General features: G+C 66.7%; 18 protein-coding genes. 13 read left to right on the forward strand and 5 right to left on the reverse strand.

The window, feature by feature from the left end; translation table 11 throughout:
• The first annotated feature begins 411 nt into the window (after positions 1 to 411).
• From G6N38_RS22500 to G6N38_RS22530, 7 genes are all read left to right on the forward strand, one after another.
• Positions 412 to 1,773, forward strand: a complete 1,362-nt coding sequence (locus G6N38_RS22500) for an Rv0964c family protein (protein WP_163750208.1) — start codon at positions 412 to 414, stop codon at positions 1,771 to 1,773.
• An 8-nt stretch (positions 1,774 to 1,781) separates the two neighbouring features.
• Positions 1,782 to 2,108: a hypothetical protein gene (locus G6N38_RS22505; protein WP_163750209.1), complete on the forward strand. Its 327-nt coding sequence runs from the start codon at positions 1,782 to 1,784 to the stop codon at positions 2,106 to 2,108.
• Entirely contained in the window at positions 2,096 to 2,401 is a 306-nt protein-coding gene (locus G6N38_RS22510) for a hypothetical protein (RefSeq protein WP_163750210.1), read from the forward strand. The genes G6N38_RS22505 and G6N38_RS22510 overlap by 13 nt, the downstream gene beginning before the upstream one ends.
• Positions 2,402 to 2,424: 23 nt before the next feature.
• Complete coding sequence (gene dapB / locus G6N38_RS22515) at positions 2,425 to 3,159, forward strand: 4-hydroxy-tetrahydrodipicolinate reductase (RefSeq protein WP_163750211.1); 735 nt, start codon at positions 2,425 to 2,427, stop codon at positions 3,157 to 3,159.
• Positions 3,160 to 3,194: 35 nt separating this feature from the next.
• The gene (locus G6N38_RS22520; RefSeq protein WP_163752272.1) at positions 3,195 to 3,617 is read left to right on the forward strand and encodes a tetratricopeptide repeat protein; all 423 of its coding nucleotides are present in this window, start codon (positions 3,195 to 3,197) and stop codon (positions 3,615 to 3,617) included.
• Positions 3,614 to 4,069 (forward strand): flavodoxin family protein, encoded by a 456-nt coding sequence (locus G6N38_RS22525; protein ID WP_163750212.1) that lies wholly within the window; start codon positions 3,614 to 3,616, stop codon positions 4,067 to 4,069. Before G6N38_RS22520 ends, G6N38_RS22525 begins: the two co-directional genes overlap by 4 nt.
• A gap of 198 nt (positions 4,070 to 4,267) precedes the next feature.
• Positions 4,268 to 4,741: a V-type ATPase 116kDa subunit family protein gene (locus tag G6N38_RS22530; RefSeq protein ID WP_163750213.1), complete on the forward strand. Its 474-nt coding sequence runs from the start codon at positions 4,268 to 4,270 to the stop codon at positions 4,739 to 4,741.
• Here G6N38_RS22530 and G6N38_RS22535 read toward each other — a convergent pair.
• A complete protein-coding gene (locus G6N38_RS22535; RefSeq protein WP_163750214.1) occupies positions 4,726 to 5,469 on the reverse strand; it encodes a dienelactone hydrolase family protein in 744 nt (247 codons plus the stop codon). The two genes, G6N38_RS22530 and G6N38_RS22535, sit on opposite strands and share 16 nt — an antisense overlap.
• 43 nt (positions 5,470 to 5,512) lie before the next feature.
• On the opposite strand from G6N38_RS22535, the gene G6N38_RS22540 reads away from it, so the two are divergent.
• The 3 genes from G6N38_RS22540 to G6N38_RS22550 are packed head-to-tail and all read left to right on the forward strand — an operon-like array spanning position 5,513 to position 7,994.
• Positions 5,513 to 6,313, forward strand: a complete 801-nt coding sequence (locus tag G6N38_RS22540; RefSeq protein ID WP_163750215.1) for a thymidylate synthase — start codon at positions 5,513 to 5,515, stop codon at positions 6,311 to 6,313.
• Positions 6,310 to 6,789, forward strand: a complete 480-nt coding sequence (locus tag G6N38_RS22545; RefSeq protein ID WP_163750216.1) for a dihydrofolate reductase — start codon at positions 6,310 to 6,312, stop codon at positions 6,787 to 6,789. Before G6N38_RS22540 ends, G6N38_RS22545 begins: the two co-directional genes overlap by 4 nt.
• Positions 6,786 to 7,994, forward strand: a complete 1,209-nt coding sequence (locus G6N38_RS22550; RefSeq protein WP_163750217.1) for a winged helix-turn-helix domain-containing protein — start codon at positions 6,786 to 6,788, stop codon at positions 7,992 to 7,994. Before G6N38_RS22545 ends, G6N38_RS22550 begins: the two co-directional genes overlap by 4 nt.
• A 4-nt stretch (positions 7,995 to 7,998) precedes the next feature.
• On the opposite strand, the gene G6N38_RS22555 is transcribed toward G6N38_RS22550, so the two are convergent.
• Positions 7,999 to 9,561, reverse strand: a complete 1,563-nt coding sequence (locus tag G6N38_RS22555) for a class I adenylate-forming enzyme family protein (protein WP_163750218.1) — start codon at positions 9,559 to 9,561, stop codon at positions 7,999 to 8,001.
• 67 nt (positions 9,562 to 9,628) lie between these two features.
• Between G6N38_RS22555 and thyX the strand changes: the two genes are divergently transcribed.
• From thyX to G6N38_RS22570, 3 genes are read left to right on the forward strand one after another with little or no spacing between them, the layout of a single operon-like run.
• Positions 9,629 to 10,381, forward strand: a complete 753-nt coding sequence (gene thyX / locus G6N38_RS22560) for an FAD-dependent thymidylate synthase (protein ID WP_163750219.1) — start codon at positions 9,629 to 9,631, stop codon at positions 10,379 to 10,381.
• Between the two features lie 18 nt (positions 10,382 to 10,399).
• On the forward strand, positions 10,400 to 11,308 hold the full coding sequence (dapA, locus tag G6N38_RS22565) for a 4-hydroxy-tetrahydrodipicolinate synthase (protein ID WP_179968439.1): 909 nt from the start codon (positions 10,400 to 10,402) through the stop codon (positions 11,306 to 11,308).
• A gap of 25 nt (positions 11,309 to 11,333) precedes the next feature.
• Positions 11,334 to 13,013, forward strand: coding sequence for a ribonuclease J (locus G6N38_RS22570; protein ID WP_163752274.1), 1,680 nt, complete (start codon positions 11,334 to 11,336; stop codon positions 13,011 to 13,013).
• On the opposite strand, the gene G6N38_RS22575 is transcribed toward G6N38_RS22570, so the two are convergent.
• The 3 genes from G6N38_RS22575 to G6N38_RS22585 are packed head-to-tail and all read right to left on the reverse strand — an operon-like array spanning position 13,000 to position 15,466.
• Positions 13,000 to 14,001, reverse strand: coding sequence for a heme-dependent oxidative N-demethylase family protein (locus G6N38_RS22575; protein ID WP_163750221.1), 1,002 nt, complete (start codon positions 13,999 to 14,001; stop codon positions 13,000 to 13,002). The genes G6N38_RS22570 and G6N38_RS22575 overlap by 14 nt on opposite strands.
• Positions 13,998 to 14,921 carry a PDR/VanB family oxidoreductase gene (locus G6N38_RS22580; RefSeq protein WP_163750222.1) on the reverse strand — a complete coding sequence of 308 codons (924 nt, stop codon included), beginning with the start codon at positions 14,919 to 14,921 and terminating at the stop codon, positions 13,998 to 14,000. Before G6N38_RS22580 ends, G6N38_RS22575 begins: the two co-directional genes overlap by 4 nt.
• Positions 14,918 to 15,466, reverse strand: a complete 549-nt coding sequence (locus G6N38_RS22585) for a dimethylamine monooxygenase subunit DmmA family protein (protein ID WP_163750223.1) — start codon at positions 15,464 to 15,466, stop codon at positions 14,918 to 14,920. The genes G6N38_RS22580 and G6N38_RS22585 overlap by 4 nt, the downstream gene beginning before the upstream one ends.
• Between the last annotated feature and the right edge of the window lie 12 nt (positions 15,467 to 15,478).

The following is a 15,478-nucleotide window of genomic DNA, read 5'->3' on the forward strand; positions in this document are numbered from 1 at the left end:
GGAGGGAATGCAGATGAGCCACCCTAGTCCCAACATTGGGAAGAAATGCTGCACAACTACTTTGGCTCGGAGTCGATTCGATCGTACGACAGCCGCCCGGGGAGTGAATTGGGGACCGACCGCTGATTCTCCTGGCGCCCAACGTAACACCGTGGCGGTAAATCGTCGCGTGGCGTTACGGTCGCGAGCCGAGGAACCGGCCGACGATTTCGCCCGGCGCCGATCGACACCCACGTCAGCCGCGATGGATCTGGCGGATTGGCGGAATCGGTGGCAAACCGGCACACGTCGGAGCCCGGAAGCGCGACATAGTCGACCGTGCGCTGTGTTTGCCGCGCTGAGTTGGGGTGACTAGTGCGGCGCCGCCCGATCGCCTAGCTTTTTCTCCACGCGGCAAAGGGAGGTGGGCGAGTGGGTTTGTCGCTCGCGGATATCGAGAGGTGGGAACCGTCGTCGATCAATGCGGTCGCGAGTGCGGCTGACGGGCAGGGCAGGGCCACCCGGATGACCGCCGACCAGCTGGGGGCGATCGTCGACGGCATTCGATGGGACGGCAACGCCGCCGATGCGGCGCGTGCCGCGATGTGGGAGACCCGGCAAGAGCTGTATCGCCACGCCGACAGCTACCAGACGGTCGCCCAAGCGGCAACGCGAGCAGCCCCGCACGTGGCCGCCATCAAGCAGGAGTTGCACGAGATCCAGGACGAGGCGGCGGCCTGGGGCATTACGATCGACACCGTCTCCGGCTCCGTCACGTGGCACATCTTCGCCGCGCAGTCACTCGCCGAGCAGGTGATGGTGGAAGCGGCGGCCAAGGACATCGCGGCCCGGCTGGTACGCCTGAAACAGCGCGCCGACGACATCGATACCGAACTTGCCGACGCCATCAACGACGCCGACCTTCAGGCTCTGGGTATTGGACCGGATTTCCCGCAGTCGCCGGGCTTTGGGGCGCGCGCTCACCGCCGTGACAACGAAATCGCCGCCTTCCGTGAGGTTTTCGGCCGTGATCCGGCTACCGCGGCTGACTGGGACACGGCTGCGGCGCTTGACCCGCACAGTTATGACACCAAGAATGCAGGGGTGCCGCCGCATGTCGTGATTGGACGAATACGGCCCGTGCCCGGCCAGGGCGTCGTGCGCGGCAATCTGTTCATCCCGGGCGATACGGCCTGGACGCCGTCGGGCGACAACCTCGGCGACGGAAGAGGTTTCGACCCGGCGGCCCGACCCGAAGAATCTCGCGTGTCCTTATCTGTGGACTACGAGAACGGACTCGTCGTGGCCCGGCAGAACCCTTCGGTGATGAACGGTCAGGCGAAGACTGGAACACCGGATGTGCGTGTGAGTCAGAACCCCAATGGCTCGGTGCTGATCGACTACCGCGCTGCCGATCCGTTCTCGCCAGGCGGCGAAGAACTCGCGAAATCCAGTCCATGGAATGTCAACGGCCGACTCGTGATCAAACCGACGGATGCCGGACCGATCGTGGGTGGCCTCGTTTCCGACTTCCCGGCGATCGAGCTCTACAACGACCGTGCAGGCGTGACAACTCCCGTCGCCGGGATCATCCCACGCAACATCGGACCGGAAGGACCGCTCGTCGGGCTGCCGTTCACTCAGAAAATCGGGTCTGGGCTGATGGGTGAATTCCCAGACGACCCATTAGCCCGTTTCGTGCCCGCGCCCGGCGCCCCGCCGATCGCCACGATGTACCCGTCGGTCGAACTGGGGCCGATCGACGAACACGTCCGAGTACCCGTCGGAAAGTGAACCCGAGGATGGTGGCGATGCACGACGAAGAATATGGAATCCGAAACAGGCTGGCCGTTTTCTGGGGCGCTGCATCCGGCGGCTTCTTTTCCGGGATGCTGTTCGTGGTGTCGATGGCGTACGGAAGTGGCAGCCCCGACCATTCGCTCGTCCCGCCAGTCGGCCTGTTCATCGTCATCTTTATGACGGGCCTGATGGTTCTCGGCGGGGCGTGGCTGCTGGTCGTGTCGCGGACGCCAGGACGTACGTTTGGCGTCACGGTGATCATCTGCGCGCTGTCCCCATGGATTGTGTTCGGGACGATCGCAATTCAATCCTGGCTGTGGCGGCTGTGATGTCCTGGGAACCCGAACACTGCCGAGATCCCGGAGTGCCGCGGGCGTCGTCGGCGCCGCTTGCGCCACTGCTCATCGGATTTGTCCTCGGGTTGGTGGCGATGACGGCCACGCCGTACGTCTACTACTGGATGGTCATGCCGCTGTTACCGCTTGTTCTCGCCGGCGCGTTCGCCCTGCTCTCGGTTGCCCTCACCCCACTCCGGTATGTTGCCGAGGGCTTGTTTGCGGCCGTGCTGTTCGGTGGTGTGTTCGTGATTATCGCCTTTGCCGGTCTATCCGCATCGGGATGAGCGCGTCTCGCTAGGCTGCACCTATGCGAGTTGCGGTCCTGGGTGCCAGAGGCAAAGTCGGAACCACCATGTGCGAGGCGGTGCGCGCCGCTGGCGACCTCACACTGAGCGCCGAAATCGACGCCGGTGACGCATTGTCGTTGTTGACCGACAGCAACACCGACGTGGTCATCGACTTCACCCACCCCGATGTGGTGATGGACAACCTGAAGTTCCTCATCGACAACGGAATCCACGCCGTCGTCGGCACCACCGGATTCACCGACGAGCGCATCGACATGGTTCGTTCCTGGCTGGCCGACAAACCCGGATCCGCTGTACTCATCGCCCCCAACTTCGCGATCGGCGCGGTGCTGTCAATGCACTTCGCGCAGAAGGCGGCGCCCTACTTCGAATCGGTGGAAGTCATCGAACTACACCACCCGCACAAGGCTGACGCCCCGTCGGGCACCGCAACGCGCACCGCCCGGCTGATCGCCGAGGCGCGAAAAGACCTGCCGCCCAACCCCGATGCCACCAGCACCGGACTGGACGGGGCGCGTGGCGCCGACGTCGACGGCGTTCCGGTCCACTCCATTCGGCTGACCGGCCTGGTCGCCCACCAGGAGGTGCTCTTCGGCACCCTGGGCGAGACACTGACCATCCGGCACGACAGCCTGGACCGCACGTCATTCGTTCCCGGCGTCCTGCTCGCCGTCCGCCAGGTCGGGACCCGGCCCGGGCTCACCATCGGAATCGAACCGCTGCTCGACCTGTGAATCCCGCGCTGCGCATCCAGCTGCTGATCGGCCTCATGTGTGCGGCCCTGGTGGTGTACTTCGTGCTGCTGGGTCGCACCGGAGTCACCCTGATCGCGACGGGAACACCGGTTGCGATCGCGCTGGGCATCGGGGTGCTGATCCTGCCGGTCGTCGGGGCATGGGCGATGGTCGCCACGCTGCGGGCTGGGTTCGCCCATCAGCGGCTGGCCCGGCTGGCCGTTGAGGATGGCATGGAACTCGACGTCAGTGAGCTGCCGCGGACTCGGTCGGGCCGGATCGACCGCGACGCCGCCGACGCCCTGTTCGCCACCGTGCGGGCTGAATTGGAAGGCGATCCGGACAACTGGCAGCGCTGGTATCGGCTGGCCCGGGCCTACGACTATGCCGGCGATCGCGGTCGCGCTCGCGAGACGATGCGCAAAGCTGTTGCCATGCAAGCGGAGCGGACGAAATGAAGCGCCTCCTGATCGTCCATCACACACCGTCTCCGCACTGCCAGGAGATGTTCGAGGCAGTGCTCTCCGGAGCCACCGACCCCGACATCGACGGTGTCGAGGTGGTCCGCCGGCCGGCGCTGACCTGCTCACCGGCCGACATGCTCAAAGCCGACGGCTACCTGCTGGGCACACCGGTCAACCTCGGCTATATCAGCGGCGCGCTCAAGCACGCCTTCGACCAGGCGTACTACCCGCTGCTGGACTCCACCCGCGGGCGGCCGTTCGGCGTCTACCTGCACGGCAACGAAGGCACCGAGGGGGCGGAGCGTGCCATCGACGGCATTACTGCCGGGCTGGGCTGGGTGCGGGCTGCGGACAACGTGGTGGTGATGGGTAAGCCGACGAAGCTCGACGTCGAGGCATGCTGGAACCTTGGCGCCACCATCGCGGCGACGCTGATGGCGCAGTGATCGTCAACAGGTCTTGGCGGCGGGGAAAGTCCAGTCTTCGTTGAGGATTGCCAAGCGGCAGCCGGTCGCGGCGGGCCACCCCCTCATATCGCACCGCCTGAGCTTCGACACGATCTGGCGGCATCCCTGGACCCACAGACCGGTCGGCCCTACCGTCGGGGGGATACGACGGCAGGTTGGGGAAGGATGTGAGGCGCCATGGGCATCGCTGATATCGCGTTGGGAGCTGCGCCGATCGCCGGCGGTGCGCTACTAGGTGTCGCTGCGGGCGGCCTGAGGGGTCCCGACGTCCGGGGCGCGATCAAGGCCGACATCGAACTGCTCGACAAGATCCCCGAGGAGAACGTCGAACTGCGCGCCGCGCTACGCAAGAGCATCAACGAGCGAATCGCCGACCTCATTGCCGCCACTGAGAAGACCCGCGAACTGCGCGAGATCGCCGCTTCCTACAAGGGCAACTGGCGCGACATCGTGGTCTTCGTCTGCGCGGTTCTGTTCACCATCGTGTGGTGGAACGTGCCGCACAGCCGCAGCAACTGGCTGGTGATGTTCATCTTGTTGATCGCGCTGTCCGGTGTCGTTGCGCTGTACGCGTCGCGCGGGATCATTCGCGCGCTGGGCAGCCTCCGTAAAGCCCATCACCACGAGGACGACGCTCACGCAGGCAGGTGAGCCCCGAAGAAATCCTTCATCGCGGCCCAGTGCCGCTGTGCGGCGGCTTTGTCGTAGGCGGCGCTGTGGTCGGCCACCGCGAAACCGTGCCGCGCGGAATACCACTCGATGGTGTGCTCGACGCCGGCTGCGGTCAGCGCCTTGTCGAGTGTCTCGGCGGCTTCGGCGGTGAACGACGCATCATCCTCGGCGCCGCCGACGTAGACCGCTGCGCGCATCTGGTCGGCGAGCAGGTGCGGGCTGCCGGGGTCATCGGTCGCCAGGCCGCCGCCGTGGAACGACATGGCCGCCGCAACCCGCTCGGTCCGCCGGCCCGCGACGGTCAGCGAGGTGCGGCCACCCATGCAGTAGCCCGTGGTGCCGAACGTCGCTCCGCTGACCTCGGGCCGCGATTCCAGGTAGTCGAAGAACGCCGTGGCGTCCGACGCCATCTTGTCCGGCGTGATACCACCCATCATCGTCATCAGTCGCTTGCGTTCCTCGGGGTCGGTGAACGCCGTGTTCAGGTCGAACGGCGCCCAATCGCCGCTGCGGTAGTAGATATCGGGCACCAGGACCGCGTAGCCGTAGCCGGCCAGCTGGGTGGCCATATCTGCGAACACCGGACGGGGGCCGCCGGCGTCGGGGTACATCAGGACCGCGGGCCACGGGCCGGTGCCGTCGGGGGTTGTGAACGTGACGGGACAAGTGCCATCGGGCGTGGTCACGGTGTCGGTGATGGTCGGCATGGCATCCGTTCTACTCCTTGGCGATGGCCGTAAGCTGACAGGCGTGCCGATCGCCACACCGTACGAGGATCTGCTGCGACGTGTGCTTGAGCAGGGCACACCGAAATCCGACCGGACCGGTACCGGCACCCGCAGCCTGTTCGGCCATCAGCTGCGCTACGACCTGTCGGCCGGCTTCCCGCTGATCACCACCAAGAAGGTGCACCTGAAGTCGATCGTCTACGAGCTGCTGTGGTTTTTGCGCGGCGACTCGAACGTCGCGTGGCTGCAGCAGCACGGAGTCACGATCTGGGACGAATGGGCTTCTCCCACCGGCGATCTCGGTCCGGTCTACGGCGTCCAGTGGCGATCCTGGCCGACACCGTCGGGCGAGCACATCGACCAGATCAGCGCGTCGCTGGAATTGCTGAAGCGCGATCCCGACTCTCGTCGCAACATCGTGTCGGCCTGGAATGTCGGCGAGATACCGCAGATGGCTCTGCCGCCGTGTCATGCGTTCTTTCAGTTCTATGTGGCCGACGGCAAGCTGAGCTGCCAGCTCTACCAGCGCAGCGCCGACCTGTTCTTGGGGGTGCCGTTCAACATCGCCAGCTACGCGCTGCTGACCCACATGATGGCCGCCCAGGCCGGGCTGGACGTGGGGGAGTTCGTCTGGACCGGTGGCGACTGTCACATCTACGACAACCACGTCGAGCAGGTCACCGAGCAGCTCAGCCGCGACCCGCGCCCATACCCGGAACTTGTTCTGGCGCAGCGTGATTCGATCTTCGACTACACCTACGAAGACGTCGAGATCCGCAACTACGATCCGCATCCGGCGATCAAGGCGCCGGTAGCTGTATGAGCGTTGGGCTGATCTGGGCGCAGTCGACCTCAGGTGTCATCGGCCGCGACGGCGGCATCCCGTGGCGGCTGCCGGAGGACCTGGCGCGATTCAAGGACCTCACCATGGGGCAGACCGTCGTGATGGGCCGGCGCACCTGGGAGTCGCTACCGGCGTCGGTGCGGCCACTGCCGGGACGAAAAAATGTCGTACTCACCCGGCAAGCTGACTATGTGGCTGACGAGGCGATCGTGGTGAGCGGACTGGACGAGGTACACACGGACAATGCGTGGGTGATCGGTGGGGCGGAGATCTACCACCTCGCCCTTCCGATGGCGACCCGCTGCGAGGTGACCGAGGTCGAGATCGACCTGCGGCTACAGGACGACGACGCTCTGGCCCCGGTTCTCGATGAATCCTGGATCGGGACATCGGGGGACTGGCAGACCAGCAAATCTGGGCTGCGCTACCGGTTCCACCGTTACCTGCGGGCATGACCCGGCTGTCTGCCGATCAGGCCCGCCGCGTTGCCATTTCGGCGCAGGGCCTGGCCGAGCCCAAGCCGCGCGGGTCCGTCACCCGCGCGCACCTGCGCCGGCTGATCAGCCGCATCCAGGTGCTGCAACTCGACTCGGTGTCGGTCGCGGTGCGCGCCCATTACGCCCCGGTCTTCAGCCGGCTGGGCCCCTACGACCGGGGCGCGCTCGACGGTGCGGCATGGAGTCACAGCGCCCGCTCACCGCGGCTGCTGGTCGAGTACTGGGCGCACGAGGCCGCACTGATGGCCGTCGAGGATTGGCCGCTGTTGCGTTGGCGGATGCGGGAATACACCCACGGCCGCTGGGGTACCGAGATCGTCAAGAAGAACCCGCGGCTGGCCGAGAACATCCTGGCCACCGTCGCCGAACTCGGACCCAGCACCGCCGGGCAGATCGAGGCGCACCTCAACGGCGAGCAGCGAGGCCGCAAGGGTCCGTGGTGGGACCGCAGTGACACCAAGTGGGTGGCCGAGGCGCTGTTCGCGTCGGGGGCGCTGACCACCGCCACCCGGGTCGGCTTCGCCCGGCACTACGACCTCGCCGAGAACGTGCTGCCGCCGCACGTGCTGGCCCGCCAGGTCGACGACGACGAGGCCCTTCGTGAGCTGACGCTGCGCGCCGCTGGTGCGCTCGGGGTGGCTACCGAACCCGACCTGCGCGACTACTTCCGGCTGAGTCCAAAGCAGAGCAAGCCCGCGGTCGCCGCATTGGTCGCCGAGGGGGAACTCGAGGAGGTCGAGGTCGACGGCTGGTCGGCGCCGGCATACCTGCGTGCGGGGCAGACGGTGCCCCGGGTGGATCGCGGCACGGCGCTGTTATGTCCGTTCGATCCACTGATCTTCTTCCGCCCCCGGGTGGAGCGTCTGTTCGAATTCCATTACCGCATCGAGATTTACACGCCCGAACCCAAGCGCCAGTTCGGCTACTACGTGTGGCCGTTCCTGCTCGACGGACGCCTCGTCGGGCGCGTCGACCTCAAGGCCGAGCGGCCCAACGATGCCCTGAACGTGGTCGGAGCGTTCGTCGAGCCCGGCCAGGATCCGGCTGTGGTCGCACCACGGTTGGCCGCCGAGCTTCAGACCATGGCGTCCTGGCTAGCACTCGGCAATGTCACGGTCGGTCGGCGGGGTGAGCTGGCTCCGCAGCTGCGCAAGATGCTCTGAGTCGTCACGCGAAGCGGTCGGCGAGGCTCTTCTTGTCGATCTTCTCGCCGGGGAGCGTCGGCAGGGCAGCGGTGCTGATATGCCACCGGGTCGGAACGGCGAAGTAGGCCAGCGCGTCGGTGACGTGGGCGCGCAGGTCAGCCTCCGTCGGTGCGGTATCGCCGAGGCGATGGACGATCACCGCAGCGAGTTCCTCACCCAGGTCGGGGTGGGGTGGTCCGATGGCGGCCACTTCGACGACGGCCGGGTGAGTCGACAGAGCGGCTTCCACGTGGCCACAGCTGATGTTCTCGCCGCCCCGAATCACGATGTCTTTCGCGCGTCCGTCGATGAACAGATAGCCCTCGGCGTTGCGGTGGCCGAGATCACCGGTGTGCAGCCAGCCGTCGTCGTCGAGGGTGCCGTCAGCTATCCCGACGTAGCCGTTCATCACTGTTGGCGAACGCGCCAGGATTTCACCGACACCGTCGGCATCGGGACGATCGATGACCAACTCCACGACCGGATAGGGCCGGCCCACGGTGCCGGGATACTGCGCCAAGTCTGGACTTGTTGCTGCCGTGAGGAATCCGCCGGATTCGGTCATGCCCCAGGTGTTTCCGAGTCCTCGACTACCCAGTTGAGGAAGCCGGGTGCGAAGCCGGTCGAGCAGCGCGATGGGTACGGCTGATCCGCCGAGCGGAAAGGAGCGCAGCGTCGACAGGTCGAACGTGTCGAAATCGGGATGCTCGAGCACCCTGATCGCCATCGTGGGGACGCCGCCCCAATTGTGCACACCTTCGCGTTCGATCAATTCGAGTGCTTGGCGGGCGTCGAACCGTCCTTCCGGGAGGACGATCCTGCCGCCGGTGAGGTAGTTGCTCAACAGGTTCGACAGCCCACCGACGTGGAACATCGGAGTGCTTGCCAGCGACACCGATTGCGGGGCATCAGGCTTCTGCTGGTGCGGCAGCCGCCTCGTCCGAGCCAACACATTGTGCTGGTTGGCGATGATGGCCCGCCGGGAGAGCGCGACCGCTTTCGGCAGGCCCGAACTTCCCGAGGTGAAGAGGATCGCCGACGTCGCGTCGGGATCCTCGACTTCTTTCGAGCTGACGGCGCCGGTCACCGCCCGGTTGCCGGCGAATCGGGCGATGTCGCGCACCGTCTCCGGCGCCATGCCGTCCAGGGGAGTGTCAGCCAGGATGAGGCGCGGCTCGAGCAGGCCGATCGCGTGCTCGAGCTCAGTTCGCCGCCACCAGCGATTGGCGAGCACCGGGACGGCGCCGCTGCGCCACACCGACCACAAGGCGACGACCCAGTCCGGGGTGTTGTACGCGTACAGCATGATCCGGTCGCCGGACTGGACGCCGTCGTCTTGTAAGGCGACGACTCCGGTGTCCACCGCATCGGCGAATGCCGAGAACGTCATTCGCCGCGCGCCGTGAACCAGAAAGGTGCGCTCGGCCCAGCGCTGCGACTCGGCGAAGATGCTCGCGAATGTCGTTGGCCGGGGCGAGTACTGCAGCCCGCGGTGACCGGCATAGTCCGACGCCTCGACGTCGGTTCCCCACAGCGCGTCGGGCATGTGACTCCTTGTTGGTCGCGATCGCCTGGTTCAGGATCCCATCGTGCCCGGACGCTAAGGTGAGCCCGTGGCCGAGACCGCGCCGCTGCGCGTGCAGCTGATCGCCAAGACCGAGTTCCTGGCGCCTGCCGACGTGCCATGGAGCACCGACGCCGACGGTGGCCAGGCACTCGTCGAATTCGCCGGCCGTGCCTGCTATCAGAGCTGGTCCAAGCCAAATCCCCGGACGGCCACCAACGCGGCCTACCTCAAACACGTCATCGACGTGGGGCACTTTTCGGTGCTCGAGCATGCCTCGGTGTCGTTCTACATCACCGGCATCTCCCGGTCTTGCACGCACGAGCTGATCCGGCACCGGCACTTTTCCTACTCCCAGCTGTCCCAGCGGTACGTGCCCGAGAACGACGCCCAGGTGGTCGTGCCGCCCGGTCTGGAAGACGACCCGGAGCTGCGCCAGATCCTGCTCGAGGCCGCCGACGCCAGCCGCGCCGCCTACCTGGAGCTACTGACCCGGCTGGAGGCCAAGTTCGCCGATCAGCCCAACGCCGTGCTGCGGCGCAAGCAGGCCCGTCAAGCGGCACGCGCTGTGCTGCCCAACGACACCGAGACCCGCATCGTCGTCAGCGGCAATTACCGAGCTTGGCGGCACTTCATCGCCATGCGGGCCAGCGAACACGCCGACGTGGAGATCCGCCGGCTGGCGATCGCCTGCCTGCGTCAGCTCGCTGACGTTGCCCCCGCCGTCTTCGCCGACTTCCAGATCAGCGAACTTGCCGACGGCACGGAAGTGGCGACGTCCCCGCTGGCTACGGAGGCCTAACCGAAGCGGGTAATCTAGGTGTCCGTGAGCACCAGCGGATTCGACGTCAGCGCCCGGTTGGGCACCGTTCTGACCGCGATGGTTACTCCGTTCAAGCCCGACGGAACCCTGGACACCATCGCCGCGGCGCGGGTTGCTACCCACCTGGTCGACTCGGGCTGCGATGGGCTGGTGCTGTCCGGCACCACCGGTGAGTCCCCGACCACCACCGACGACGAGAAGCTAGCGCTGCTGAGCGCGGTCCTCGAAGCCGTCGGTGACCGTGCCCGCATCATCGCCGGCGTCGGCACCTACGACACCGCACATAGCGTGCACCTGGCCAAGACGGCCGCGGCCGAGGGCGCCCACGGCCTACTGGTCGTCACGCCGTACTACTCGCGGCCGCCGCAGTCGGGTCTGGTCGCCCACTTCACGGCGGTGGCCGACGCCACCGACCTGCCGGTGATGCTCTATGACATCCCGCCGCGTTCGGTCGTCCCGATCGAGTGGGACACCATGCGCACGCTGTCGGCACACCCCAACATCGTCGCGGTCAAAGACGCGAAGGCCGATCTGCACGGCGGTCTGCAGATCATGGCCGAGACGGGCCTGGCCTACTACTCCGGTGACGACGCCCTGAACCTGCCCTGGCTGGCCATGGGCGCGATCGGTTTTGTCAGTGTGTGGGGGCACGTGGCGGCCAGCCAGCTTCGAGACATGTTGACCGCCTTCAACTCCGGTGACATCGCCACTGCACGCAAGATCGGTGTGACGCTGGCGCCGCTGAACGCCGCGCAGACCCGCCTGGGCGGGGTGACCCTTGCGAAGGAAGGTTTGCGCCTGCAGGGCATCGACGTCGGTCAGCCGCGGCTGCCGCAGGTGCCGGCCACCCCTGAGCAGATCGACGAGTTGGCCGCCGACCTGCGTGCGGCAGCAGTCCTGCGATGACGATGTCGTCGGCCGGGCGACTCCGGTGAACGAGGAGCTGTCACCTCCCGGGCCACTGGCCCCGGGAGGTCTACGCGTGACCGCGCTGGGCGGCATCAACGAAATCGGCCGCAACATGACCGTTTTCGAGCATCTCGGCCGATTGCTGATCATCGACTGTGGTGTGCTGTTCCCCAACCACGACGAACCCGGCGTCGACCTGATCCTGCCGGACCTGCGACTGATCTCCGACCGGCTCGACGACATCGAAGCTCTGGTCCTCACGCACGCCCACGAGGATCACATCGGCGCCATCCCATACCTGCTGAAGATGCGCGCCGACATCCCGGTGGTGGGCTCGAAGTTCACCCTCGCGCTGGTCGCCGCCAAATGCCGTGAACACCGGGTCAATCCGGTGTTCGTCGAAGTCGGCGAGGGACAGCGCAGCACGCACGGGGTATTCGAGTGCCAGTACTTCGCGGTCAACCACTCGATTCCGGACGCACTGGCGATTGCCATCCACACCGGTGCCGGGACCGTCCTGCATACCGGTGACATCAAGCTCGACCAGCTGCCGCTCGACGGCCGCCCGACCGACCTGCCGGGCATGTCGCGGCTGGGCGATGCTGGGGTGGACTTGTTGCTATGCGACTCGACCAACTCCGAGATCCCCGGGGTCGGCCCCTCCGAAAGTGAAGTCGGCCCCAATCTGCACCGGCTGATGCGCGGCGCCGAGGGGCAGCGGGTCATCGTGGCGTGTTTCGCCTCCAACGTCGACCGGGTGCAGCAGATCGTCGACGCCGCAATCGCATTGGGCCGCCGGGTCTCGTTCGTTGGCCGGTCCATGCTGCGCAATATGGCCATCGCCCGTGAGCTGGGCTTCCTGCAGGTCGAGGATCGCGACGTCGTCGACATCGCGATGGCCGAGGAGATGACGCCCGGGCAGGTGGTGCTGATCACCACCGGCACGCAGGGCGAGCCGATGGCAGCGCTGTCGCGGATGTCGCGCGGTGAGCACCGCAGCATCACGGTTACCTCCGACGACCTGATCATCCTGTCGTCGTCGCTGATCCCCGGCAACGAAGAAGCGGTCTACGGCGTAATCGACGACCTGGCCAAGATCGGTGCCAGAGTCGTCACCAATCAGCAAGTACGGGTGCATGTTTCAGGCCATGCCTACGCCGGTGAGTTGCTGTTCCTCTACAACGGGGTACGGCCACGCAACGTGATGCCGGTACACGGCACCTGGCGGATGCTGCGCGCCAACGCCAAGCTGGCCGCCCGTAGCGGTGTGCCGGAGGAGAACATCGTGGTGGCCGAGAGCGGCGTCAGTGTCGACCTGGTGGGTGGCCGGGTCGCCGTCGCCGGCGCGGTGCCGGTCGGCAAGATGTTCGTCGACGGGCTGGTCACCGGCGACGTGGGCGAGCCGACGCTGGGGGAACGGCTGATCCTGAGTTCGGGGTTCATTGCGGCGACGATCGTGGTGAAGCGGGAGACGGGGCGGCTGGCCGCACCGCCGCACCTGTACTCGCGCGGCTTCTCCGAGGACCCCAAGGCGCTGGAGCCCGCGATGCGCAAGGTCGAGGCGGAGCTGGAATCGCTTGCCTCCGGCAATGTCACCGATCCGATCCGCATCGCCCAAGTGGTGCGACGCACGGTCGGTAAATGGGTGGGGGAGACCTACCGGCGCCAGCCGATGATCGTGCCGACGGTCATCGAGGTTTAGTCGGCGTCTGCGAACGCAGCCAGGACACGGCGCGCTCCCGGTAGGCGCTCAGTCCTTTGTATTCGACCATGTCGTCCGGCAATTCGGCCAGCACCGCTGCGGTGCGGGCACGCCAGTCATCGACCGTGGCGATATCGGCCAGCGGCAGCATGTAGCTTCGGATCAGAAAGCAGATCGCCCCGGACTCCGGCAGCCGGATCAGATGCTGGACCTCAACCCGCAGATGGATCAACCTGCCGAACGTTTCGTCGTCGAGCGCGTCGAGGTGGTCGCGATCGGGCAGCCACTCGGGAAAGGCTTCGGTGGACACATCGAGGCGGCGCCCCACCGTCATCGACCAGTTGGTACGCCGGTAGATGGCGCCGGCCGCCAAGCGCATCAGGAATTCCCGTGCCCGCGTGATCACGCCGGTTTCACGCAGTCGGGGGACCGGGCCGTGGATCTCCAGGAACGTCATCCCCACGTCGAACCCGAATGACCAGCCCGCGGCGAAGGTGACCACACCCGCGTCGGCGAACAGGTCACCGTCGCGCTGGTCGAGTAGGACGATGTCCTCCTGCACCTGACCGGCGATGTAGGCCAGCGGGTCGCACGGCAGGCTGGACTCGTGGCCGATGATGAAACTTTGGGCGATACCCAGTAATTCGTTGCGCCAATGCCAGGTGTCGCCGTCGCGGGTCAACGACATGGTCGCCGGGTAGGCGGTGGCCATTTCGGTCATCAACGCCAGCATGGTGTCCCAGCAGGCGACGCGCATATGTGGCAGCACCGCGTGGCGGGAGGGGTCGGCAGCCAGGATGCGGCGACGCTCGGCGAGCTCGTCGGCGTACTCGCTGTCGATGTCCACCACCCGCCGGCCCCACTGCCCGGTCGCCGTGGCGACGACTCCGCCGGCCGGCGCGATGTTCGTGCTGTAACGATAGGAATCTCCGGTGTACGGAAAGGGGAACGACGCCACCAGATCCGGAGCCGACACCCGCCCGGTCATAGGTCCAGCTCCACCCGGCCGGACCCGCGCGACACGCAAGCCATCATCGAATCGCGCCGTTCGTCGTCGCTCAGATAGAGGTCGCGATGCAGCACCTGCCCCGATCGCACCGGCACCCGGCACTCACCGCACACGCCTTGGTGGCACAGGCTGGGGACGGAATGTCCGCGAGCCGTCAATGACTCCAGCAGCGACACGCCCGACTCCACGGTGAAAATGTCACCGCTGCACGATAACTCGACCTCGAACGGATCTCCGGGGGCCAGGTCGCCGCCGAAGTGTTCGACGTGGATGCGGCTTCCTGGCCAGCCCAAGTCGGTGGCGATCGCGACGACATCGTCGATGAATTGGCTTGGGCCGCAGATGTAGACATGCGTGCCGAACGGTTGGCTGGCCAGTGCGGGGGACAGCGCGGCCAGGAAGGACGCGCGGTCGATGAAAAGCGATGCGTGGTCGGTGAGCGACGCGACCTCCTCGACGTAGGCACCGCGGCCCTCGCGATGGACGTAGAGCAACCGCGCATCACGGCCCCACCGCCGGGCGCTGCGCAGGTGGGACACCATCGGGGTGATCCCGATGCCCGCGGCGATCAGCAGGTGCCGGGTGGCACGCAGCACCGGGGCGAAGGCGCTGCGCGGGTGGTGGGCCACGACGGTGGCGCCGACCGCCAAACATCGGTGAATCCAGCGCGATCCGCCTCGCCCCTGCGGACATTCCAGCACCGACACCACATATTCGTGGGGTGCGGTGCTCTCACCGGTCAGCGAGTAGGCATTCGCGCCGTCGGCGCACTGGATCACGATATGGCTACCGGGGGTGAACGACGGCAGCTCACCGCGGTCGGCGCGGGCCAAGGTCAGTGTTCGGATCCCGGGCACGCGGTCGTCGATGGCGACGACCACGAGGGTCAATGTGCTCATACTCTGCCCGATCTGGCTGGTGCCGGATCGGCTGCGGTGGCGAACCCCAGGTGGGCGCCGAGCCGCCGGGAGACGTGGTAGTAGACGAACAGCCGGCGTGCGCAGCCGGGACAGGAGATCTCCTCGGTCAAGTCAACGGGCGCGGTGGTGGTGGTCCGACAGTGTGCGCAATAGATCTCGCGGGTGGCCACTTCGGTACTGGCGACGGTGATCTCGTCGTCGGCCGCGCCGAGTTCGAGCGCTCGGGCCCGGACCCGGAGGCAGGCGTGGGCGGGTCCGGCCAGTAGCAGCCGCCAGCCGACCAGAGCATCGGCGAGATCGGCGTCCAACGCTCGGCATGCCTCGGCAGCGTCGGCGATGAGATGCACACGTGGTTGGGTCCCGGGACGCTCAGCGCTGATCTGGGCGGTCCACCGCGCGGCGATGTCGGCGGCCTCTGCGCCGATGGCCAGCACCGTGTATTGACGACCGGTCAGATCGGCAGTCGGGCAGGTGGGTTCGACGGCCCACGCCGGGACGCTGGTGAGGTCCAGATCGGGTGTCATCGTCACCCGATC

Source organism: Mycolicibacterium helvum (assembly GCF_010731895.1).
GTDB classification, from domain to species: Bacteria; Actinomycetota; Actinomycetes; order Mycobacteriales; family Mycobacteriaceae; genus Mycobacterium; species Mycobacterium helvum.